The 22,557-nt window shown below is 58.9% G+C and carries 22 protein-coding genes and 1 riboswitch; of the genes, 17 read left to right on the forward strand and 5 right to left on the reverse strand.

The window, feature by feature from the left end; translation table 11 throughout:
- The first annotated feature begins 110 nt into the window (after positions 1 to 110).
- Positions 111 to 1,106, forward strand: a complete 996-nt coding sequence (gene pgl, locus IM294_RS11565; protein ID WP_126817772.1) for a 6-phosphogluconolactonase — start codon at positions 111 to 113, stop codon at positions 1,104 to 1,106.
- Between the two features lie 444 nt (positions 1,107 to 1,550).
- Positions 1,551 to 1,640, forward strand: coding sequence for a type I toxin-antitoxin system toxin TisB (tisB, locus tag IM294_RS11570; RefSeq protein WP_023332440.1), 90 nt, complete (start codon positions 1,551 to 1,553; stop codon positions 1,638 to 1,640).
- A 55-nt stretch (positions 1,641 to 1,695) separates the two neighbouring features.
- Here tisB and IM294_RS11575 read toward each other — a convergent pair whose 3' ends face one another.
- A complete protein-coding gene (locus IM294_RS11575) occupies positions 1,696 to 2,979 on the reverse strand; it encodes a putative acyl-CoA thioester hydrolase (RefSeq protein ID WP_041910745.1) in 1,284 nt (427 codons plus the stop codon).
- Positions 2,980 to 3,203: 224 nt separating this feature from the next.
- Between IM294_RS11575 and hutI the strand changes: the two genes are divergently transcribed.
- The 5 genes from hutI to hutH all read left to right on the forward strand — a co-directional run bounded on the left by hutI (position 3,204) and on the right by hutH (position 9,446).
- A complete protein-coding gene (gene hutI, locus IM294_RS11580) occupies positions 3,204 to 4,424 on the forward strand; it encodes an imidazolonepropionase (RefSeq protein WP_126817770.1) in 1,221 nt (406 codons plus the stop codon).
- The gene (hutG, locus tag IM294_RS11585; RefSeq protein ID WP_126817768.1) at positions 4,421 to 5,359 is read left to right on the forward strand and encodes a formimidoylglutamase; all 939 of its coding nucleotides are present in this window, start codon (positions 4,421 to 4,423) and stop codon (positions 5,357 to 5,359) included. The genes hutI and hutG overlap by 4 nt, the downstream gene beginning before the upstream one ends.
- Positions 5,360 to 5,378: 19 nt before the next feature.
- A complete protein-coding gene (locus tag IM294_RS11590) occupies positions 5,379 to 6,113 on the forward strand; it encodes a histidine utilization repressor (RefSeq protein ID WP_047367758.1) in 735 nt (244 codons plus the stop codon).
- Between the two features lie 127 nt (positions 6,114 to 6,240).
- Positions 6,241 to 7,929: a urocanate hydratase gene (gene hutU / locus IM294_RS11595; protein ID WP_126817767.1), complete on the forward strand. Its 1,689-nt coding sequence runs from the start codon at positions 6,241 to 6,243 to the stop codon at positions 7,927 to 7,929.
- Entirely contained in the window at positions 7,926 to 9,446 is a 1,521-nt protein-coding gene (hutH, locus tag IM294_RS11600; protein ID WP_126817765.1) for a histidine ammonia-lyase, read from the forward strand. The genes hutU and hutH overlap by 4 nt, the downstream gene beginning before the upstream one ends.
- 83 nt (positions 9,447 to 9,529) lie before the next feature.
- Here the strand turns inward: hutH and IM294_RS11605 are convergent, their stop codons facing one another.
- Complete coding sequence (locus IM294_RS11605; protein WP_028012412.1) at positions 9,530 to 10,006, reverse strand: kinase inhibitor; 477 nt, start codon at positions 10,004 to 10,006, stop codon at positions 9,530 to 9,532.
- A 48-nt stretch (positions 10,007 to 10,054) separates the two neighbouring features.
- A complete protein-coding gene (gene bioA / locus IM294_RS11610; protein WP_088204423.1) occupies positions 10,055 to 11,362 on the reverse strand; it encodes an adenosylmethionine--8-amino-7-oxononanoate transaminase in 1,308 nt (435 codons plus the stop codon).
- A gap of 68 nt (positions 11,363 to 11,430) precedes the next feature.
- Here bioA and bioB point away from each other — a divergent pair, with 68 nt between their 5' ends.
- The 4 genes from bioB to bioD are packed head-to-tail and all read left to right on the forward strand — an operon-like array spanning position 11,431 to position 15,058.
- Positions 11,431 to 12,471, forward strand: coding sequence for a biotin synthase BioB (gene bioB / locus IM294_RS11615; protein ID WP_063154681.1), 1,041 nt, complete (start codon positions 11,431 to 11,433; stop codon positions 12,469 to 12,471).
- Entirely contained in the window at positions 12,468 to 13,625 is a 1,158-nt protein-coding gene (gene bioF, locus IM294_RS11620) for an 8-amino-7-oxononanoate synthase (protein ID WP_126817763.1), read from the forward strand. Before bioB ends, bioF begins: the two co-directional genes overlap by 4 nt.
- The gene (gene bioC, locus IM294_RS11625) at positions 13,609 to 14,364 is read left to right on the forward strand and encodes a malonyl-ACP O-methyltransferase BioC (RefSeq protein ID WP_045259949.1); all 756 of its coding nucleotides are present in this window, start codon (positions 13,609 to 13,611) and stop codon (positions 14,362 to 14,364) included. Before bioF ends, bioC begins: the two co-directional genes overlap by 17 nt.
- Positions 14,357 to 15,058, forward strand: a complete 702-nt coding sequence (gene bioD, locus IM294_RS11630) for a dethiobiotin synthase (RefSeq protein WP_126817762.1) — start codon at positions 14,357 to 14,359, stop codon at positions 15,056 to 15,058. Before bioC ends, bioD begins: the two co-directional genes overlap by 8 nt.
- Here bioD and IM294_RS11635 read toward each other — a convergent pair.
- Entirely contained in the window at positions 15,021 to 15,743 is a 723-nt protein-coding gene (locus tag IM294_RS11635; RefSeq protein ID WP_047363785.1) for an ABC transporter ATP-binding protein, read from the reverse strand. The two genes, bioD and IM294_RS11635, sit on opposite strands and share 38 nt — an antisense overlap.
- 750 nt (positions 15,744 to 16,493) lie before the next feature.
- Between IM294_RS11635 and uvrB the strand changes: the two genes are divergently transcribed.
- Complete coding sequence (gene uvrB / locus IM294_RS11640) at positions 16,494 to 18,509, forward strand: excinuclease ABC subunit UvrB (protein ID WP_126817760.1); 2,016 nt, start codon at positions 16,494 to 16,496, stop codon at positions 18,507 to 18,509.
- A gap of 74 nt (positions 18,510 to 18,583) precedes the next feature.
- On the opposite strand, the gene yvcK is transcribed toward uvrB, so the two are convergent.
- Positions 18,584 to 19,492, reverse strand: coding sequence for a uridine diphosphate-N-acetylglucosamine-binding protein YvcK (gene yvcK / locus IM294_RS11645; protein WP_028012420.1), 909 nt, complete (start codon positions 19,490 to 19,492; stop codon positions 18,584 to 18,586).
- Positions 19,493 to 19,717: 225 nt separating this feature from the next.
- A riboswitch (molybdenum cofactor riboswitch) is annotated at positions 19,718 to 19,851 on the forward strand.
- Here yvcK and moaA point away from each other — a divergent pair.
- The 5 genes from moaA (at position 19,839) to moaE (ending at position 22,546) form a co-directional block, all read left to right on the forward strand.
- Positions 19,839 to 20,828 (forward strand): GTP 3',8-cyclase MoaA, encoded by a 990-nt coding sequence (gene moaA / locus IM294_RS11650; RefSeq protein WP_047368137.1) that lies wholly within the window; start codon positions 19,839 to 19,841, stop codon positions 20,826 to 20,828. It overlaps the preceding riboswitch by 13 nt.
- Positions 20,829 to 20,852: 24 nt before the next feature.
- Positions 20,853 to 21,365, forward strand: a complete 513-nt coding sequence (moaB, locus tag IM294_RS11655) for a molybdenum cofactor biosynthesis protein B (RefSeq protein WP_126817758.1) — start codon at positions 20,853 to 20,855, stop codon at positions 21,363 to 21,365.
- Between the two features lie 3 nt (positions 21,366 to 21,368).
- Complete coding sequence (gene moaC / locus IM294_RS11660) at positions 21,369 to 21,854, forward strand: cyclic pyranopterin monophosphate synthase MoaC (RefSeq protein WP_008501142.1); 486 nt, start codon at positions 21,369 to 21,371, stop codon at positions 21,852 to 21,854.
- On the forward strand, positions 21,847 to 22,092 hold the full coding sequence (gene moaD / locus IM294_RS11665; protein ID WP_045259953.1) for a molybdopterin synthase sulfur carrier subunit: 246 nt from the start codon (positions 21,847 to 21,849) through the stop codon (positions 22,090 to 22,092). The genes moaC and moaD overlap by 8 nt, the downstream gene beginning before the upstream one ends.
- Before the next feature lies 1 nt (position 22,093).
- Positions 22,094 to 22,546, forward strand: a complete 453-nt coding sequence (gene moaE, locus IM294_RS11670; RefSeq protein WP_028012424.1) for a molybdopterin synthase catalytic subunit MoaE — start codon at positions 22,094 to 22,096, stop codon at positions 22,544 to 22,546.
- Positions 22,547 to 22,557: the final 11 nt, after the last annotated feature.

Here is a 22,557-nt window from a genome sequence, read left to right on the forward strand (position 1 = left end):
GTCTCAGGGGATGTTACACCGAGAGTAAATCGCTGCAAAATTCCTGGCTAAAATTCAGCATTCACCGTTAAAAATAATCACTTTCACGTGCAGTGAGGAAAGGAGTATTCATGAAACAAACCGTTTATACCGCCAGTCCTGAAAGTCAGCAGATCCACGTCTGGCGCTTGAATGCAGAAGGTTCGCTCACGCTGGTTCAGGTTGTTGATGTGCCGGGCCAGGTGCAACCGATGGTCGTCAGCCCGGATAAACGTTTCTTATACGTGGGTGTGCGCCCGGAGTTTCGCGTGCTGGCCTACCGCATCTCTCCTGACGACGGCGCGCTGACCTACACCGCTGAAGCGCCACTGCCGGGCAGCCCAACCCACATCTCGACCGATCGTAAAGGACGCTTCATTTTTAGCGGTTCTTACAATGCCGGTTGCGTCAGCGTGACCCGTCTTGACGATGGTATTCCGGTAGAAACTGTCGACGTGGTGGAAGGGCTGGAAGGCTGCCATTCGGCGAATATCTCCCCGGACAACCGCACGCTGTGGGTGCCTGCGCTGAAGCAGGATCGTATCTGCCTGTTCACCCTGAGCGACGATGGTCACCTGGTGGCGCAGAATCCGGCTGAAATCACCACCGTTGAGGGCGCGGGTCCGCGTCATATGGTCTTCCACCCGAACCAGCAATATGCTTACGTCGTTAACGAACTGAACAGCTCGGTGGACGTATGGGAGCTGAAAGATCCTAACGGTCAGATTGAGTGCGTACAGACGCTGGACATGATGCCGTCTGACTTCTCTGACACTCGCTGGGCGGCAGATATTCACATCACGCCGGATGGTCGCCATCTGTACGCCTGCGACCGCACCTCCAGCCTGATTACCGTGTTTAATGTCTCCGAAGATGGCAGCGTGCTGGCTATTGAGGGCTTCCAGCCAACGGAAACCCAGCCGCGCGGCTTTAATATCGATCACAGCGGTAAATACCTGATTGCGGCGGGGCAGAAATCCCACCACATCGCGCTGTATGAAATCAAAGGCGAGCAGGGCCTGCTGGAAGAGAAAGGACGCTATGCGGTAGGTCAGGGGCCAATGTGGGTGGTGGTTAACGCTCACTAAGCGGCTTAAAACAAAAAAACCTCGCGGATGCGAGGTTTTTTTATGCCCGGTGGTAGCCGGGTGAGCACATCAAAACGTAACCAACAGGGTCATCATAATGTCGACTCAAGGCGATGTAAATTCATCGTCAACGAACAAAGGAGAACACGGAATGATCAGTAAATAGTATATAAATAATAATCAGTCACTTAAGTGCTTTTGCTTTATAAATTCCTAAATTGGTTTTAACTGTTTTTATGTACAGTAGTGATTTGATATCATTCTGTGCGTTGGTTCGATGTGTTGCAGTTCCGCAATTCAGGATCCTTTTTAAGTCCTGGCTGTCGGGTGGTGCCGACGGTGCCTAAACTGCGGAGCACATCAAAACATAACCAACACACCTCTGGTGACAGGCAGCGGAAAGGTAAACCAGAGGAGAAGTGCTCTATACCAAAGGAGTGGCGTATGAGCGGTGTGGAATGGGCAATTCTGTTCCTGCAACTCATGGTTGCGATTATGCAACTATTGGATGCGTATCTTAAGTTTGGAGCCTGACGCATTCAGTCGCAGTAAAAAGGGGGATTAAACTCCCCCTTTTACTCTCATCTCGTTACTGCTTCGGCTCAGCAACCACGTTGCTGCCCAGACCGCGGTTGTTGTATTCCCACATGCGGTTGAAGTTCGCGTCGTTCAGGTTGCGCTGCACGTTTCCTTTATCGTCCACCGCACCGGTGTTGCCGGAGAACGGACGTTTGGAGACAGCCGCATCAGCCCACGGCTTCGCCACGTTAAAGCCTTCGTTGATCACGCTGTCGCGGATAACGACCTGGCCGTTGGTCGCAGAGTCCACGTCCAGGGAGCGGCCCAGCTGCGCCACGCCGTCACCGGCCGCGTTAAAGCGGCTGTTCACGGCCAGGAAGCCGTAAAACAGGTTAGACTGGGTTGCCGGAGCAAACACATAGCCTTCCTGCTGGGTACGGGAATTCACCACGCGGAAATCGGTGTTATCAAACACTACCGCGCCGCGACCGGACACCAGATCCACGTCACCTTCAACGTAGCTGTTGGTCACCAGCGTACGGGTCAGACGGTTATTCTGCAGCGTGTTCTGTACGCCGCTGTTGGTCACGAAGAAGGTGTTCTGACGGCCCAGAATATTGACGTTGTTAATCTGCACCTTATCGCCGTCGCTACGCAGCGCCACGGCCTGATGGTTACCGGCATCCACGCTGTCACCCAGGGTATTCTGAATGGTCAGGTTCTGCAGTTGCAGGCCATTATTCTGCGACCAGAACACCGCCGAGCACATCACACCAATGGTGGCGGAACGCTTGCTCTGGCAGTTATCAAACATATACCACGCCGGTTTGCCCGGCATATATTTGCCTGCCGGGTTCACCAGGTGACGCCAGGCGGTGCTGTCGATTTCGGAATCAATCGCCAGGCCAATTTTTACGTCGATGGCTTTTTCACCCAGACCGTAAATCGTAATGCTGCCAGGAGCCGCCGGAACATACACGGTGCCTTCGTATTCACCCGGCAGGATCGCGATGTACTGGCGAGACGCGCTGTGTTTAGTGATTGCCGCGTCAACCGCTGCCTGGATAGTGGTATGCGTTACGCCCTGCGCGCCAGCCGGGCCAACAACGAAGTCAGGCTGTTTAGGCAGGTTAATAGAAGACGGTGTCCACGGCGCGGCGTTAGGATCCATCGCCGAGAAGTAATGGGCGCGGTCGAAATTCTTCGCTTCATCCGCGGACAAAATCGGGCGGGAGGCGGTACCGGGCGCTACCTGCTCAGAAGGACGCTGATCCGGTGGTGTAGAACTGCATGCGGATAATGTCACGCCAAAGGCGAGCGCTAACGCCAGACGGGAAATCCTGGAAATGTTCAAGGTGAAGCTCCTGGGTATGCAAGTCTTTACGGGATAGACGAAATAGCCTGCTTTTTTATACTAAGTTGAGCGAAACGGGAAGATAAAAAGGGTAAAAGTTGCATTTTTTGCCCGGAGGTGACGGGAAAGTCATCACAAATAAATAACATTTTCCCTTAAGGCGGTTGACAGCAGACGATGGATGCAAATAAATGTCTATACAACCCATGACAAGTGGAATGCCCATGCAGCTTCAACCTGACGATGTTATATGGCGAAATGCGCGCCTGGCAACAATGGTTCCCGATACATCCGCGCCTTATGGCCTGAAAGAGCAGCACGCGCTGGTCGTGCGCGGCCAAACTATCCTTGGCGTGCTTCCTGAATCTGACCTTCCTTCCGGACACCGTCACGTCATCGATCTTGAGGGACGTCTGGTCACGCCTGGCCTGATTGACTGCCATACCCATCTGGTATTTGGCGGCGACCGCGCGGCGGAGTGGGAACAGCGTCTGAACGGCGTCTCTTACCAGACCATCAGCGCTCAGGGGGGCGGGATTAACGCCACCGTGACGGCAACGCGCAGCAGTTCCCTGGAAACCCTGCTGAAACTGGCGCAGCAGCGGCTCCAGCGTCTGATGAATGAAGGTGTAACGACCGTTGAAATCAAATCGGGATACGGACTCAACGCCGAGGCCGAAGAGAAGATGCTGCAGGTTGCCCGCCAGCTGAGCCTCGATAATCCGGTTGATATCAGCCCAACGCTGCTGGCGGCCCATGCGGTTCCGCCGGAATACCGACAGGATCCGGATGCGTACCTCACGCTGGTTTGCGAGCAGATACTGCCCACGCTGTGGCAAAAAGAGTTGTTTGAAGCAGTAGACGTGTTCTGCGAAAACGTCGGCTTTACCCCGTCGCAAACCGAGCGCCTCTTCCAGGCCGCCGCCGCGCTCGGTATCCCGGTGAAAGGGCACGTTGAACAGCTGTCGAATCAGGGCGGAGCGGCGCTGGTCAGCCAATATAACGGACTGTCGGCCGATCATATCGAATATCTCGACGACGCGGGCGTTCAGGCGATGGCGCAAAGCGGTACGGTTGCGGTACTGCTCCCAGGCGCGTTCTATTTTCTGCAGGAGCGCCAGCGTCCGCCGGTTGATCAGCTCCGAAAACGTGGTGTGCCGATGGCCGTCGCCACCGACTATAACCCCGGCACCAGCCCGTTTGCCAGCCTGCACCTGGCGATGAATATGGCCTGCGTCCAGTTTGGCCTGACGCCCGAAGAGGCCTGGGCTGGCGTCACGCGCCATGCGGCGCAGGCGCTGGGCCGCGGCGCAACGCACGGGCAGCTGCAGCCGGGGTTTGTCGCTGATTTTATCGTCTGGGATGCTCACCACCCGGTGGAGATGGTCTACGAGCCGGGACGCAATCCGCTGCATCAACGTATTTTCCGTGGGGAGGCAGTATGAAGTTATGGCGGCCCGTCGCCGAAACGGTCTGGAAGGGGCGAGACGACAGCGCCGAAGCCAGCAACGCAACGCGCATTTTCCAGACGATACAACAGCAGGCGCTGTTCACGCCGCTTTCATCCGGCATCGCGCTGATAGGCTTTGAATGCGATGCAGGGGTTAAACGTAATCAGGGCAGGCCCGGCGCCGCGCAGGCCCCTGATATTCTGCGCAAAGCGCTGGCGAATATGGCAAGCCATCAGGGACACGAACGGCTGGCGGATATGGGCTCGGTGTACGTTGAAAGCGATGAGCTTGAACCCGCGCAGCGGGCGTTAAGCGATGCCGTGACGGCCTGCCAGCAGACCGGGATGCGCACGCTGGTGTTTGGCGGCGGGCATGAAACCGCCTGGGCGCATGGACGGGGTGTTCTGGATGCGTTCCCCGGCGAGCGCGTGGCGGTGATAAACCTGGATGCGCATCTCGACCTGCGCAAGGCCGACCGGGCGACGTCCGGTACGCCGTTTCGTCAGCTGGCTCAATACTGCGATGAATGCGGGCGCGAGTTTCGCTACGCCTGCTTTGGCGTCAGCCGCGCGGCGAACACCCAGGCACTGTGGGATGAGGCCGAACGCCTGAACGTCACGCTGGTGGAGGATCTTCATTTCAGACGCGAGGCATTATCGGCGCTGGAAAAGGTGCTGGCGCAGGCCGATCGTATCTATCTGACGATCGATCTGGACGTCCTGCCCGCGGGCGAAATGCCTGCCGTTTCCGCCCCTGCGGCGTTAGGCGTCCCGGCAATGGATCTAATGCCGGTTATTGAACAAATCTGCCGCAGCGGTAAGCTGCAGGCCGCCGATCTGGTAGAGTTTAACCCGCAGTACGATCGGGACGGACAGGGCGCAAAGCTCGCCGCCCGTCTGGCCTGGCAAATTGCTCACTGGTGGGCATAACACTATTAAAGGAGTCATGATGTTTTCACGCTCGCCCCTGCCGCAACCGAGCCCGCCCGCGCCTTTCTATGAAAAGGTGAAGCAGGCGATCAGCGAAAAGATTGCTACCGGCGTCTGGCGCCCGCACGATCGCATTCCGTCGGAGGCCGAGCTGGTGGCGCAGTTCGGTTTTAGCCGGATGACCGTCAACCGGGCGCTGCGCGAGCTCACCGACGAAGGACTTCTGGTGCGCCTGCAGGGCGTGGGGACGTTTGTGGCGGAACCGAAAGGGCAATCTGCCCTGTTTGAAATCCGCAGCATTGCCGATGAGATAACCTCGCGTAATCATCAGCACCGCTGCGAAGTGCTGGTGCTGGAAGAGACCCAGGCCAGCGCCGAGCAGGCCGTTGAGCTAAATGTCAAAGAGGGTAGCCGCATCTTCCACTCTGTGATGGTGCATTTTGAAAACGACATTCCGGTGCAGATTGAAGATCGCTGCGTCAACGCAGAGCGGATACCGGAATACCTGAACCAGGATTACACCCACACCACGCCGCACGCGTATCTCTCGCTCGTCGCACCGCTCACGGAAGGGGAGCACATTGTTGAGGCCGTACGCGCTACGCCGCAGGAGTGCGAGCTGTTGCGCATTAAAGAACACGATCCGTGCCTGCTGATCCGCCGTCGTACCTGGTCATCATCGCATATCGTGTCGCATGCCCGACTGCTTTTCCCGGGGAACCGTTACCGGCTGCAGGGCCACTTTATGTCATAAGTTTTATAAGCGTGATCGCTAACGCAATATAACAAAATTGTATCTTTTTTGTTAAATCCGACCTTGTGTGTGCTTGTCTATACAAGTATATCTAAATGCATCATCTGTCCCTTATGAGGAGCACACAATGTCGTCAGGTAAATACCGCCAGCAGGACGTCCGCGCCGCGCGCGGCACCACGCTTACTGCCAAAAGCTGGCTCACCGAAGCCCCGCTGCGCATGTTGATGAACAACCTTGATCCTGAGGTGGCGGAAAACCCCCACGAACTGGTGGTCTACGGCGGCATAGGCCGCGCCGCACGCAACTGGGAATGCTATGACGCAATTGTAAAATCCCTGACCGAACTCGAACACGACGAAACCCTGCTGGTGCAGTCCGGCAAGCCGGTTGGCGTATTCAAAACCCATAAGAACGCGCCGCGCGTGCTGATCGCCAACTCTAACCTCGTGCCACACTGGGCCACCTGGGAACACTTCAACGAGCTGGACGCGAAAGGGCTGGCGATGTATGGCCAGATGACCGCCGGGAGCTGGATCTACATCGGCAGCCAGGGGATTGTGCAGGGCACCTACGAAACCTTCGTGGAAGCGGGGCGCCAGCACTATAACGGCTCGCTGAAGGGCCGCTGGGTGCTTACCGCCGGTCTGGGCGGGATGGGCGGCGCGCAGCCGCTGGCCGCCACGCTGGCCGGCGCGTGCTCGCTGAACATTGAATGCCAGCAGAGCCGCATTGATTTCCGTCTGCGCACCCGTTACGTCGATGAACAGGCCGACAACCTCGATGACGCGCTGGCGCGCATCAAAAAGTACACCGCTGAAGGCAAAGCGGTGTCGATTGCCCTGTGCGGTAACGCGGCGGATATTCTGCCGGAGCTGGTTGCCCGCGGCGTGCGTCCGGATCTCGTTACCGACCAGACCAGCGCCCATGACCCGCTGCACGGTTACCTGCCGAAAGGCTGGACGTGGGAAGACTACCAGCAAAAAGCGGAAACCGACCCTGAAGGCACGGTACTGGCGGCTAAGCGTTCGATGGCGGAACACGTCTCCGCGATGCTGGCCTTCAGCCAGTTGGGTATTCCAACCTTTGACTACGGCAACAACATCCGCCAGATGGCGAAAGAGATGGGCGTGAATAACGCCTTCGACTTCCCCGGCTTCGTGCCTGCCTATATCCGTCCGCTGTTCTGCCGCGGCATCGGCCCGTTCCGCTGGGTGGCCTTGTCCGGCGATCCGCAGGATATCTACAAAACCGACGCCAAAGTGAAGGAGATCGTCGCAGACGACGAACACCTGCACCACTGGCTGGATATGGCTCGCGAACGCATTAGCTTCCAGGGCTTGCCGGCGCGCATCTGCTGGGTAGGGCTGGAGTGGCGGCAAAAGCTGGGTCTGGCCTTCAACGAAATGGTGCGCAGCGGTGAAGTCTCCGCGCCTATCGTCATTGGCCGCGACCATCTGGACTCCGGCTCCGTCGCCAGCCCGAACCGTGAAACCGAAGCCATGCGCGACGGATCTGACGCGGTCTCCGACTGGCCATTGCTTAATGCCCTGCTGAATACCGCCAGCGGCGCCACCTGGGTCTCTCTGCACCACGGCGGCGGTGTCGGGATGGGCTTCTCCCAGCACTCAGGTATGGTCATCGTCTGTGACGGAACCGATGAAGCGGCCGCGCGCATCGCTCGTGTGCTGCACAACGACCCGGCAACCGGCGTGATGCGTCACGCGGATGCGGGTTACGAGATTGCCATTGACTGTGCCAAAGAGCAGGGACTGAACCTGCCGATGATCCCTGCCACACAAGGAAAGCATGCATGAACGCGTTAACACTCACTCCCGGCTCGCTGACGCTCGAACAGCTGCGTAACGTCTGGCGCCAGCCGGTCACCCTTTCACTTGATGAAAGCGCCCACGCCGCGATAAACGACAGCGTCGCCTGCGTAGAAGCGATTGTTGCCGAAGGGCGCACCGCCTACGGGATTAACACCGGCTTTGGCCTGCTGGCGCAGACCCGCATCGCCACGCACGATCTGGAAAACTTACAGCGTTCGCTGGTGCTGTCGCACGCGGCAGGCGTCGGCCAGCCGCTGGATGATGAGATTGTCCGTCTGATGATGGTGCTCAAAACCAACAGCCTGGCGCGCGGTTTCTCGGGCATTCGCCTGAGCGTGATCCAGGCGCTGATGGCCCTGGTGAATGCAGAAGTCTATCCGTGGATTCCGGCAAAAGGCTCCGTCGGCGCCTCCGGCGATCTCGCCCCGCTGGCGCACATGTCGCTGCTGCTGCTGGGTGAGGGCAAAGCGCGCTGGCAGGGCGAGTGGCTCCCTGCGAAAGAAGCACTGGCAAAAGTCGGCTTAACGCCAATCACTCTCGCGGCAAAAGAGGGGCTGGCGCTGCTCAACGGCACGCAGGCGTCGACGGCCTTTGCGCTGCGCGGCCTGTTTGAAGCGGAAGATCTCTTTGCCTCGGCGGTGGTGTGCGGTGCGCTGACCACCGAGGCGGTGCTCGGCTCGCGTCGTCCGTTTGACGCGCGTATTCACGCGGTGCGCGGCCAGCGCGGGCAGATTGATGCCGCCGCCATGTACCGCCACGTGCTTACCGACACGAGTGAGATTGCGGATTCACACCATAACTGCGAGAAGGTGCAGGATCCGTATTCCCTGCGTTGTCAGCCGCAGGTGATGGGCGCGTGCCTGACGCAGTTGCGCCAGGCGGCGGAAGTGTTGCTGGTGGAGGCCAACGCGGTCTCCGACAACCCGCTGGTGTTCGCCGAGGAAAACGAGGTGGTCTCCGGGGGCAACTTCCACGCCGAGCCGGTGGCGATGGCGGCGGATAATATCGCGCTGGCGATTGCCGAAGTCGGCGCGTTGTCCGAGCGCCGTATCGCGCTGATGATGGATAAACACATGTCCCAGCTGCCACCGTTCCTGGTGCGTAACGGCGGGGTTAACTCAGGCTTTATGATCGCTCAGGTGACGGCCGCAGCGCTGGCAAGCGAAAACAAAGCCCTGTCGCATCCACATAGCGTGGACAGCCTGCCAACCTCGGCGAATCAGGAAGATCACGTTTCGATGGCACCCGCTGCCGGGCGTCGTCTCTGGGAGATGGCTTCCAACACCCGCGGCGTGCTGGCGGTGGAGTGGCTGGCGGCGTGTCAGGGTATCGATCTGCGCGAAGGGCTTAAATCCAGCCCGCTGCTGGAGCAGGCGCGCCATGTGCTGCGCGAGCACGTCACGCATTACGATGATGACCGCTTCTTTGCGCCGGATATTGATAAGGCGATGCAGCTTCTGGAAGAGGGACGCCTTGTAGGACTGCTACCTTCGGTGCTGTGATTTTTGTCCGGTGGCGCTGCGCTTACCGGGCCTACGAATGCGAAATCCAGGCCGGGTAAGGCGTAGCCGCCACCCGGCTTTTTTCAGGAATACATCGCCGTAATCGACGCGCTCCCCAGGGAATGGAAATGCACGTTAAACCCGACCATCGCGCCGCTCGCGCCTTCATCGACCTCAATCTTCTCCACATCCAGCGCGTGCACCGTGAAGATATAGCGGTGGGTTTCCCCTTTTGGTGGCGCTGCGCCGCCGTAGCCCGCTTTACCAAAGTCAGTGCGCGTCTGAATGGCACCTTCAGGCAGGGCAACCAGGTCTGAACCGGAACCCTGCGGCAGCACGCGCGTGTCGGCGGGCAGGTTCGCCACAACCCAGTGCCACCAGCCCGAGCCGGTCGGCGCGTCCGGGTCGTAGCAGGTCACGACAAAGCTTTTGGTTCCTGCAGGAACGTCGTCCCACGCCAGGTGTGGGGAGATATTATCCCCCTGATAGCCCATGCCGTTGAAAACGTGGCGTTCCGGGAGTTTTTCACCGTCGCGCAGATCTTTACTGATGATTTTCATACGGTTTATCCTCGTTATTCACTCGTTCAGGAAGTGTAACGCATGGGATTAAATCGCGAAATGCGCGGGAATGTTAACGGCTGTTACGACCGCGTCGGTTAATTTACGCAGCTGCTCCGGCGTGATGCTGTACGGCGGCATCAGGTAGATAAGCTTGCCGAAAGGCCGCACCCAGACGCCCTGCTCAACGAAGAAGCGCTGCAGCGCCGCCATGTTCACCGGGCGGGTGGTTTCAATCACCCCGATGGCACCCAGCACGCGCACGTCCGCCACAAAATTCGCCCCCGAGGCGGCGCTCAGCTCTCCTTTCAGCTGTGCCTCAATCGCCGCGACCTGCGTCTGCCACTCGCCGCTCTCCAGAATGGCGAGGCTTTCGCTTGCCACGGCGCAGGCCAGCGGGTTGCCCATAAACGTCGGGCCGTGCATAAAGCAGCCCGCCTCGCCGTCGCTGATAGTGTCGGCAACCTGACGAGTGGTGAGGGTGGCGGAGAGCGTCATGGTGCCGCCGGTCAGCGCTTTACCCAGACACAGAATATCCGGGGCGATACCCGCATGTTCGCAGGCAAACAGCTTGCCGGTGCGGCCAAAGCCGGTGGCAATTTCGTCGGCAATCAGCAGAATGCCCTCGCGGTCGCACATCTTGCGGATGCGCCTCAGCCATTCCGGATGGTACATCCGCATTCCGCCCGCGCCCTGCACGATCGGTTCGAGAATAACGGCGGCGATTTCATGGCGATGTGCCGCCATCAGCCGCGCGAAGCCCACCATGTCCATCTCGTTCCATTCGCCGTCGAAGCGGCTTTGCGGCGCAGGGGCAAACAGGTTTTCTGGCAGATACCCCTTCCACAGGCTGTGCATGGAGTTGTCCGGATCGCAGACCGACATCGCCCCGAAGGTATCCCCGTGATAGCCGTTGCGGAAGGTGAGGAACCGCTGGCGCGTTTCGCCCTTCGCATGCCAGTACTGCAGCGCCATCTTCATCGCCACTTCCACCGCCACCGAGCCGGAATCGGCCAGGAAAACGCACTCCAGCGATTCAGGCGTCATCGCCACCAGACGGCGGCATAAATCCACCGCGGGCTGATGGGTGATTCCGCCAAACATCACATGCGACATCTGGTCAATCTGGGCCTTCATCGCCGCGTTCAGGCGCGGATGGTTGTATCCGTGAATGGCCGCCCACCAGGAGGACATTCCGTCAACCAGCCGCTCGCCGCTGGCGAGATGCAGCTCGCAGCCGTGGGCAGAGGCTACCGGATAGACGGGAAGGGGGCGGGTAGTGGAGGTGTAAGGGTGCCAGATATGCTGCTTGTCGAAGGCGAGATCGTCCTGGGTCATAATCGACTTGTAAACCATTTTGAAAAGTTTTAGGTTTACGAGTATAAACCGAACCGAAAATTAACAAAACCCTTTGGAGAAGCCCAATGGCTCACCACGCACGCTGGACGATGTCGCAAGTTACTGAATTATTCAATAAACCTTTCCTTGAGCTGATGTTTGAAGCGCAACAGGTGCATCGTCAGCACTTCGATCCGCGTCATGTTCAGGTCAGCACGCTACTGTCGATCAAGACCGGCGCCTGCCCCGAAGACTGCAAATATTGCCCGCAGAGCGCGCGCTACAAAACCGGTCTCGAATCCGAGCGTCTGATGGAAGTGGAGCAGGTGCTCGACTCCGCGCGCAAGGCCAAAAACGCGGGCTCAACCCGCTTCTGCATGGGCGCGGCGTGGAAGAACCCGCACGATCGCGATATGCCCTATCTGGAGCAGATGGTGAAGGGCGTGAAGGAGATGGGCCTCGAAGCCTGTATGACGCTCGGCACGCTGAACGAGGAGCAGGCGCAGCGCCTCTCTGCCGCGGGGCTGGACTACTACAACCACAACCTTGATACCTCGCCGGAATTTTACGGCAACATCATCACCACGCGCACCTATCAGGAGCGCCTGGACACGCTGGATAAAGTGCGTGATGCGGGGATCAAGGTCTGCTCCGGCGGCATCGTGGGCTTAGGCGAAACGGTGAAAGACCGCGCGGGCCTGCTGCTGCAGCTGGCGAACCTGCCGACCCCGCCGGAAAGCGTGCCCATCAACATGCTGGTGAAGGTCAAGGGCACGCCGCTGGCGGATAACGAGGACGTGGATGCGTTTGATTTTATTCGCACCATCGCGGTGGCGCGCATCATGATGCCAACGTCTTACGTTCGCCTCTCTGCGGGCCGCGAGCAGATGAACGAGCAGACTCAGGCGATGTGCTTTATGGCCGGCGCCAACTCCATCTTCTACGGCTGCAAGCTGCTGACCACGCCGAACCCGGAAGAGGACAAAGACGTTCAGCTGTTCCGCAAGTTGGGGCTGAACCCGCATCAGACCGGGGTGCTGACGGGCGATAACGAGCAACAGCAGCAGCTGGAGCAGCAGATTCTCAACGCCGATACCGACCACTTCTACAACGCGGCAGCCGTATGACCTGGCAGGCACGGATTAATGCCGCGCTGGAAGAACGCCGGGCGGCAGAGGCGTTTCGCGTTCGCAGGGTGGTGGAAAACGGCGCGGGCCGTTTTCTGACCCGCGAGGGACGGCAGTTTTGTAATTTCTCCAGCAATGACTATCTCGGGCTGAGCCAGCATCCGGCCATCGTCCGCGCCTGGCAGCAGGGCGCGGAGCGGTTTGGCGTGGGCAGCGGTGGCTCGGGGCACGTCAGCGGATACACCACGGCGCATCAGGCGCTGGAGGAAGAGCTGGCCGACTGGCTGGGCTACCCGCGCGCGCTGCTGTTTATCTCCGGCTTTGCCGCCAATCAGGCGGTCATCACGGCCATGATGGGGAAAGAGGACCGCATTGTCGCCGACCGTTTAAGCCACGCCTCGCTGCTGGAAGCGGCAAACTTAAGTCCGGCGCAGCTGCGGCGTTTTGCCCATAACGATGCGTCACAGCTCGCCTCGCTGCTGGACAAACCCTGCGACGGGCAACAGCTGGCAGTCACGGAAGGGGTGTTCAGCATGGACGGCGACAGTGCGCCGCTTGCCGCGCTTCACGAGGCCGCAAAGCGGCAAAACGCCTGGCTGCTGGTCGATGATGCTCACGGTACTGGGGTGATGGGCGATGAAGGACGCGGCAGCGCCCATCAACAAAACGTGAAGCCGGAACTGCTGGTGGTTACCTTCGGCAAAGGCTTTGGCGTCAGCGGCGCCGCCGTGCTGTGCAGCGAATCTGTCGCCGACTATCTGCTGCAGTTTGCCCGTCACCTCATCTACAGCACCAGCATGCCCCCGGCGCAGGCCGTGGCGCTGTCGGCGTCGCTGGCGGTGATCCGCAGCGCAGAAGGGGATGAACGCCGTCAGCAGCTGGCAGAGCACATCTCCTGCTTCCGTCAGGGACTGGCGGCGCTTCCCTTCCAGAGTCCCGATTCGCAGAGCGCCATCCAGCCCGTCATTGTCGGCGAAAACGGCCGCGCGCTGGCACTGGCCCAGGCGCTGCGCGAGCGGGGGATGTGGGTAACGGCCATTCGTCCGCCAACCGTTCCGCCGGGCACCGCGCGTCTGCGCTTAACCCTGACGGCGGCGCATGAGGCGCAGGATATCCAGACGCTGCTGGAGGCGCTTCATGATGCCGGTGAATAAGCAGGCCGTTGCGGCGGCGTTTGGCCGGGCCGCGCGGAGCTATTCGCAGCACGATGAACTCCAGCGCCAGAGCGCGCAGGGGCTTCTGGCCGCGCTTGGCGAGAACCGCTTCCCCCAGGTGCTGGACGCCGGCTGTGGTCCCGGCAGCAACAGCCGCTACTGGCGCGAGGCGGGGAGCGAGGTGACGGCCATCGACCTGTCGCCCGCCATGCTGGACGAGGCGCGCCAGCAGCAGGCGGCGCACCACTATGTAGTGGCGGATATCGAGGCGATCCCGCTGGCGGACGCGCAGTTCGATCTGGTCTGGAGCCATCTGGCGGTGCAGTGGTGCAGCAGCCTGCCGCAGGCGTTACGCGAGCTTTATCGCGTCGCACGACCGGGCGGAAAGGTGGCCTTTACCACCTTGCTGGAAAGTTCGCTGCCGGAGCTGAATCAGGCGTGGAAAGCGGTGGATGAGCAGCCGCACGCGAACCGTTTTTTATCGTATGAGCAGGTGACGCAGGCGCTGGCAGGCTGGCGCTGTCGCAGCACGGTGCAAACCATCACGCTTAATTTTAGCGACGCGTTCAGCGCCATGCGCTCTCTGAAGGGTATCGGCGCCACGCACCTGCACGCCGGGCGGGAGAAAAAACCGCTGACCCGGGGGCAGCTGCAACGCCTGGAGCTGGCCTGGCCGCAGCAGCGGGGCCTTTTCCCGCTCTCTTATCAACTTTTTCATGGGATTATCGAACGTGACTGAACGTTATTTTGTTACCGGCACGGATACGGAAGTGGGCAAAACGGTTGCCAGCGCTGCGCTGCTGCAGGCGGCACGACGGCTCGGAAAAAACACCGCCGGATATAAGCCCGTAGCTTCCGGCAGCGAGATGACGGCGGAAGGGTTACGCAACACCGACGCGCTGGCGCTCCAGCGTAACAGTAGCCTTGAGCTTGCCTATTCGGCGGTGAACCCCTATACCTTTGCCGAGCCGACGTCGCCGCACATTATCAGCGCTGACGAAGGCCGTCCAATTGATTTCGCCGTGCTGTCTGCCGGGTTACGGACGCTGGAAAGCCAGGCCGACTGGGTGCTGGTGGAAGGCGCGGGAGGCTGGTTTACGCCACTTTCGGACACGCAGACCTTTGCTGACTGGGTGCAGGCCGAGCAGCTTCCGGTCATTCTGGTCGTCGGCGTGAAGCTGGGCTGCATCAATCACGCCATGCTGACGGCGCAGGCCGTTCAGCAGGCAGGGCTGACGCTGGCAGGCTGGATAGCCAACGACGTGGTTGCGCCGGGCAGGCGGCATCAGGAATATCTGGCGACCCTCAAGCGCGTGCTCCCGGCACCGTTCCTCGGGGAAATCCCCTGGATTGCTGGCGATGCTGAGCAGGCCGAAACCGGGCGTTATCTCGACCTCAGCGTCTTGCTTCCCGCGACATCCAGTGAGCGATAAGCTCATCGTTCAGTTCGCTAACGTGGCCCTGAGCCACGTTACGCCCGCGATAAAGCATGCAAAACCGATCCGCCACCCGGCGGATAAACGACAACTGCTGCTCTGCCAGCAGCACCGTCATGCCTAACTCCCGGTTTAAGCGCACCAGCAGCTGCGCCAGCTTCTGGGCAAATCCGTGTCCTGCCCCATGCGTAGGCTCATCCAGAATCAGCATCCGTGGGCGGTTGACCAGTGCATTCGCCAGGGCAAGCTGATACTGATCCTCTGGCGAAAGGGCATTGCCCCGCGTCTGACGTCGCGCGTAGAGTTCCGGGAACAGATCGTATACGTCGCTTTTCGCCGCCGGGTCGGGTTTCCCCATCGCCCGCATGGCAATATGCAGATTCTCCTCAATCGTCAGTTGAGAAAAAATACGCCTGTCCTGCGGCACATAGCCTATTCCCGGCTCTGAACGTTGTTCCGGTGCCGGACTGAGCAAATCACGCGGCGGTGCGCCCGCTTCATGCCAGATAATCGTGCCGCTTTCGACGGGGATGTTTCCGGTAATACAGTTCATCAGGGTGGTTTTGCCCATCCCCGGCAGGCCTATAACGCCTGTACACATCCCTTGCGGAAAATCCAAATCCACGTTCCATAGCGTATGTTGGCTTCCGTAAAACTGATTCACTGCACGCAGACTCAACATCTTTCTCTCCTTAAAAATGCGTAGGGATAGGCCTGACGTGAAGCTGCAAAACGCTTGCCAGAAACCTGAAATCGATTAAAAAAACGACTTTTTTAGGAATAAGCCACAGGAGAGCAGGGTAAAAGCGCGTGGCTTGCACATCGACGGTGCCGGGAATGGTGAGTTGTGGTGCAGGACGAAAAATGGCTGAAATGTGAGCAGGATCGCATCTGTTGGTTATGAATGACTCAACTGTTTATCGTCAAAAAAGAGCTATAAAAATTTTTTGTTGCCGCCTCGTGGGAAAATCCGGGAATTTGCTGAGCGGCGGTCTACACGGGCTGGAAGCAGTTATCCACTATTCCTGTGGATAACCATGTGCATTAGAGTTAGAAAACACGCGATAAGCGAGAGAAGACGCGGCTTTCGCCCAAATTGACGCGAAACGCGGCTTTAGAAAATATCGTTTAAAATTTAATTGCTTAGATAAAAGCAATTACCGTACTGAAAGTGTCACTCGTTGCCATAAAACTATCATTACCTGGCTTGACAAATGTTAAAAAAGAAAAAGTTCTGGGGATAACCCAACCTGGCTGGTTTTTTATCTCGTCAGAGCCTAAATTTTGTCCGCTAACGCGCTAATGACTCCGCCGCTACGCTAAATATCCTGACACGCTACTGGTTTTTCATCCAGTGTTTTTTACTGGCATTCCTGGCAACAACGAGTAAAATTACTCACCTGCCGCTTATAACGTCATCAGGTCGTCGCCCATGAGTAAACCGTTCAAACTGAATTCTGCTTTCCGCCCCTCTGGCGATCAGCCTGAGGCGATCCGTCGTCTTAAAGAGGGGCTGGAAGACGGGCTGGCGCACCAGACGCTGCTGGGGGTAACCGGCTCGGGCAAAACGTTTACTGTCGCCAACGTGATCGCTGACCTGCAGCGCCCCACGATGGTGCTTGCACCCAATAAAACCCTCGCGGCACAGCTTTACGGCGAGATGAAAGAGTTCTTCCCGGAAAACGCGGTGGAGTATTTTGTTTCCTACTACGATTACTACCAGCCGGAAGCCTATGTGCCGAGCTCTGATACCTTCATCGAGAAAGATGCTTCGGTGAACGAACACATCGAACAGATGCGACTGTCTGCGACCAAGGCGCTGCTTGAGCGTCGCGATGTGGTTGTGGTCGCGTCTGTTTCGGCGATTTACGGCCTGGGCGATCCGGATCTCTATCTGAAGATGATGCTGCACCTGACGCAGGGGATGATCATCGATCAGCGCGCAATTTTGCGCCGTCTGGCCGAGCTGCAGTACACCCGAAATGACCAGGCCTTCCAGCGCGGGACGTTCCGCGTGCGCGGTGAGGTGATCGACATCTTCCCGGCGGAATCGGACGATATGGCGCTGCGCGTCGAGCTGTTTGACGAAGAGGTCGAGCGTTTGTCACTGTTCGACCCGCTGACCGGCCACGTTGAGTCGGTGATACAGCGTTTTACCATCTACCCTAAAACGCACTACGTGACGCCACGAGAGCGTATCGTGCAGGCGATGGAAGAGATCAAAGAGGAGCTTGCAGAGCGCCGTAAGGTGCTTCTGGATAACAATAAGCTGCTGGAAGAGCAGCGCCTGAGCCAGCGCACCCAGTTCGATCTGGAGATGATGAACGAGCTGGGCTACTGCTCGGGTATCGAAAACTACTCGCGCTTCCTCTCCGGGCGCGGGCCGGGCGAGCCACCGCCGACGCTGTTTGACTACCTTCCGGCCGACGGTCTGCTGGTGATCGACGAATCCCACGTCACGATCCCGCAGATCGGCGGGATGTACCGCGGCGACCGCGCGCGTAAAGAGACGCTGGTGGAGTACGGCTTCCGCCTGCCGTCAGCGCTGGATAACCGTCCGATGAAGTTTGAAGAGTTTGAGGCGCTGGCGCCGCAGACCATCTACGTGTCGGCCACGCCGGGCAACTACGAGCTGGAGAAATCCGGCGATGAGGTGATCGACCAGGTGGTCCGTCCGACAGGGCTGCTGGATCCGATTATCGAAGTGCGCCCGGTGGCGACCCAGGTGGACGATCTGCTCTCTGAGATCCGCGCCCGTTCCGCCATCAACGAGCGCGTGCTGGTGACGACGCTCACCAAGCGCATGGCGGAAGACCTGACCGAGTATCTTGAAGAACACGGTGAGAAGGTGCGCTATCTGCACTCGGATATCGACACCGTGGAGCGCATGGAGATTATCCGCGATCTGCGTCTGGGCGAATTTGATGTGCTGGTGGGGATCAACCTGTTGCGAGAAGGTCTGGATATGCCGGAAGTCTCGCTGGTGGCGATTCTGGACGCCGATAAAGAGGGCTTCCTGCGCTCTGAACGCTCCCTGATCCAGACCATTGGCCGCGCCGCGCGTAACGTCAACGGGAAAGCGATTCTGTACGGCGACAAAATCACCCCGTCGATGGCGAAAGCGATTGGCGAAACGGAACGCCGACGCGAGAAGCAGCAGCGCTACAACGAAGAGCACGGCATTACGCCGCAGGGGCTGAACAAGAAGGTGGTGGATATTCTGGCGCTGGGTCAGAACATTGCGAAGACCAAAGCGAAAGGCCGCGGCAAGGCACGTTCTGTGGTGGAAGAAGATACCGTCGTACTGACACCGAAGGCGCTGCAGCAGAAAATCCACGAGCTGGAAGGGCAGATGATGCAGCACGCCCAGAACCTGGAGTTCGAAGAGGCGGCACAGATCCGCGACCAGCTGCATCAGCTGCGGGATCTGTTTATCGCGGCATCATAGGTAATGCGGCGTGTATTCCCCCTCTCCCCGTGGGGGAGGGCTGGGGTGAGGGCATCAGGCCGCACAAAGCGAACCTAACCCAACGCCTGAATCGCTTTCTCCAGCGCCTCGCGCAGCAGGTGGCGGTCGTGACGATATTTAATATCGCTGGCTTCCAGCGGCTCCTGCACCACCACGCGATCGCCAATCCCTGTCACATCCACTTTTGGCCCAACCACGACACCGTCGATAATTTTCTTACCGACGTACTGCTCCATCAGGTCCAGCTTGTCCGCCAGCGACAGGCTCGCCGCTGCCGGGCTCAGCTCACGGCCCAGGTTACCGATATAGACCATCGGGGCAGGGGTGCGACGCAGCGCCTGCGCCAGCTCTTTTACCAGCAGAATGGGCATCAGGCTGGTATAAAAACTGCCTGGACCGATCAGGATAAGATCCGCTTCACCAATGGCCTCCACCGCTTCCCGCGTGGCGGGTACGCTCGGATAGGTCATCAACTCCGTTGGCGGCAGGAGGAGCTGGTCAATGTTCACCTCGCCGTAAACTTCATGCCCTTCGGCATCGATTGCCATCAAGTCAACCGGTTGTTCAGACATGGGGATCAGGAATGCGTCCACCTTGAGCAGATTACGGATTAAGTTGATGGCTTCCAGAGGCCGTACGCTCAGGTGATCCAGCGCCTTTAACATCAGATTTCCGAGGTTATGCCCGGAAAGTTCGCCATTGCCGCCAAAACGGTACTCAAACATCGCCGACGCGACGCTCGGCTCGGTAATTAACTGGTTCAGGCAGTTGCGCATATCTCCCCAGGCAATGCCGCCTTCAGCCCGCCTGATCCGCCCGGTTGAGCCGCCGTTGTCGGTGGTTGTCACTATCCCTGTCAGCCGTGAGCCCAGTGACGACAAAGAGGACATAACGCGGCCCAGGCCGTGGCCTCCGCCAAGAGCGACCACTCGGTCAAGATCCGCAAAAGTGCGATTGCGCATACGTATTCCTTATCACGTTCGATCGCGTAACAGTAACCTAACTACCCCCAAAAGACGATGCCTCACCCAATGCAAAATGACGTATATCAATGCGAAAATGCGGTTTTTAGGTATTCTGTAGCGAAAATGCAGGACTGAATCGCTATATACATAATTATATAGCGAAAAGCGACAATGGCGGAGTGTCGATTTCCACGCTACTATCGCCATAACCACGTTTTCAAAACTGAAAACATACACTCTAGCCCTGGCGCCTGTGTCGAATGATATGGCGCCCTGGCCGTGGCGGATTTGCCACCAGGGTACAGAAAGAAATGACTGTGCCTCCCGATCTGGAAAGGTGTACATGGCTTCACAACTTACTGATGCTTTCGCGCGTAAGTTTTACTACTTGCGTCTGTCGATTACCGATGTGTGCAACTTCCGTTGCACCTACTGTCTGCCCGATGGCTACAAGCCGGGCAGCGTCACCAATAATGGCTTTCTCTCCGTGGATGAAGTGCGCCGCGTCACGCGTGCGTTCTCTGAGCTCGGTACCGAAAAAGTCCGTCTGACCGGTGGCGAACCCTCCCTGCGCCGCGATTTCCCCGACATCATTGCCGCCGTACGCGAAAACGAACGCATCCGCCAGATCGCGGTGACCACCAACGGTTACCGCATGGCGCGTGACGTGGCCAACTGGCGCGACGCTGGCTTAACCGCGATCAACGTCAGCGTGGACAGCCTTGATGCCCGGCAGTTTCACGCCATTACCGGTCAGGACAAGTTCCGCCAGGTGATGGACGGCATCGATGCGGCGTTTACTGCCGGGTTCGAAAAGGTCAAAGTCAACACGGTGCTGATGCGCGACGTTAACCATCATCAGCTCGACACCTTCCTGGCGTGGATTAAATCCCGTCCCATTCAACTGCGTTTTATCGAACTGATGGAAACGGGCGAGGGCAGCGAGCTGTTCCGCCGTCACCATATTTCCGGCATGGTGTTGCGCGACGAGCTGCTGAAACGCGGCTGGATCCACCAGATCCGCCAGCGCAGCGACGGCCCGGCACAGGTCTTTTGTCACCCGGATTACGAAGGCGAAATTGGGCTTATCATGCCCTATGAGAAAGATTTCTGCGCCAGCTGTAACCGCCTGCGCGTCTCTTCCGTCGGCAAACTCCATCTCTGCCTGTTTGGCGACGGTGGCGTGGATCTTCGCGATCTGCTGGAAGACGATGCGCAGCAGGCCGCGCTTGAAGCGCGCATTTCTGAAGCGCTGACGCACAAAAAGCAGACCCACTTCCTGCATCAGGGCAATACCGGCATTACTCAGAACCTGTCCTACATCGGCGGGTAATCAGTCTTTAGAAGGAACCAGAAGATGAGTCAGGTCAGCGCAGAATTTATCCCGACACGCATTGCTATTCTTACCGTTTCCGACCGCCGTGGCGAAGAGGATGATACCTCCGGCCACTGGCTGCGTGAGGCGGCCCATGACGCGGGGCATACCATCGTCGATAAAGCGATTGTAAAAGAGAACCGCTACGCCATTCGTGCGCAGGTCTCTCAGTGGATCGCCAGTGCTGAGGTGCAGGTGGTGCTGCTCACCGGCGGCACCGGCTTTACCGCGGGCGATCAGGCCCCCGAGGCGCTGATCCCGCTGTTTGACCGCGAGGTGGAAGGCTTCGGCGAAGTGTTCCGCATGCTCTCCTTTGAAGAGATTGGCACCTCCACGCTGCAGTCGCGCGCGGTGGCCGGCGTGGCAAACAACACGCTGATTTTCGCCATGCCGGGCTCGACCAAAGCCTGCCGCACCGCATGGGAAAATATTATTGCCCCGCAGCTGGATGCCCGTACCCGTCCGTGTAATTTTCATCCCCATTTGAAGAAGTAAACTATGTCACAACTGACCCACATTAACGCCGCTGGCGAAGCGCATATGGTGGATGTCTCCGCCAAGGCCGAAACGGTGCGCGAGGCGCGTGCTGAGGCATTCGTCACCATGCTGCCGGAGACGCTGGCGATGATTATCGATGGCAGCCACCATAAGGGCGACGTCTTTGCCACCGCCCGCATCGCCGGTATTCAGGCTGCAAAACGGACCTGGGACCTCATCCCGCTCTGCCATCCGCTGATGCTGAGCAAGGTGGAAGTGAACCTGCAGGCGCAGCCGGAGCACAACCGCGTGCGTATTGAGTCCCTCTGCCGCTTAACCGGCAAAACCGGCGTGGAGATGGAAGCCCTGACGGCGGCCTCCGTCGCCGCGCTGACCATCTACGACATGTGCAAAGCGGTGCAGAAAGATATGGTGATTGGCCCGGTTCGTCTGCTGGCAAAAAGCGGCGGCAAATCCGGTGATTTTAAGGTGGACAGCCATGATTAAGGTGCTCTTTTTCGCCCAGGTGCGTGAGCTGGTCAATACCGACAGCCTGACGCTGGACGCCTCTTTTGAAAACGTCGCCGCCCTGCGCGCGCATCTGGCGGCACAAAGCGACCGCTGGGCGCTGGCGCTCGACGAAGGCAAGCTGCTGGCGGCCGTTAACCAGACGCTGGTGGAGTTCACCCACCCGCTGACTGAAGGGGATGAAGTGGCCTTCTTCCCGCCGGTCACAGGGGGCTAAGATGGCTGAAACCCGAATTCTGGTCGGTCCCGAGCGCTTTAACGTCGGTACAGAATATGACTGGCTGGCGGAGCGCGATGAAGACGGCGCGGTCGTTACGTTCACCGGTAAAGTGCGTAACCACAATCTCGGCGACAGCGTAAAAGCGCTGACGCTGGAGCACTATCCGGGCATGACGGAAAAATCGCTGGCGGCAATTGTGGATGAAGCGCGAGGCCGCTGGCCGCTCGGGCGGGTCACGGTGATCCACCGCATCGGCGAGATGTGGCCCGGCGAAGAGATTGTCTTTGTCGGCGTGACCAGCGCGCACCGCGGTAGCGCCTTTGCGGCAGGGGAGTTCATTATGGATTACCTCAAAACCAAAGCGCCGTTCTGGAAGCGCGAAGCCACGCCGGAAGGTGATCGCTGGGTGGAATCTCGCGACAGCGATAAACAGGCCGCCAGCCGTTGGTAGTCGGTTTACGT

The sequence above is a fragment of the Enterobacter cloacae complex sp. P43RS genome, assembly GCF_014930585.1.
Classification (GTDB): domain Bacteria; phylum Pseudomonadota; class Gammaproteobacteria; order Enterobacterales; family Enterobacteriaceae; genus Enterobacter; species Enterobacter bugandensis.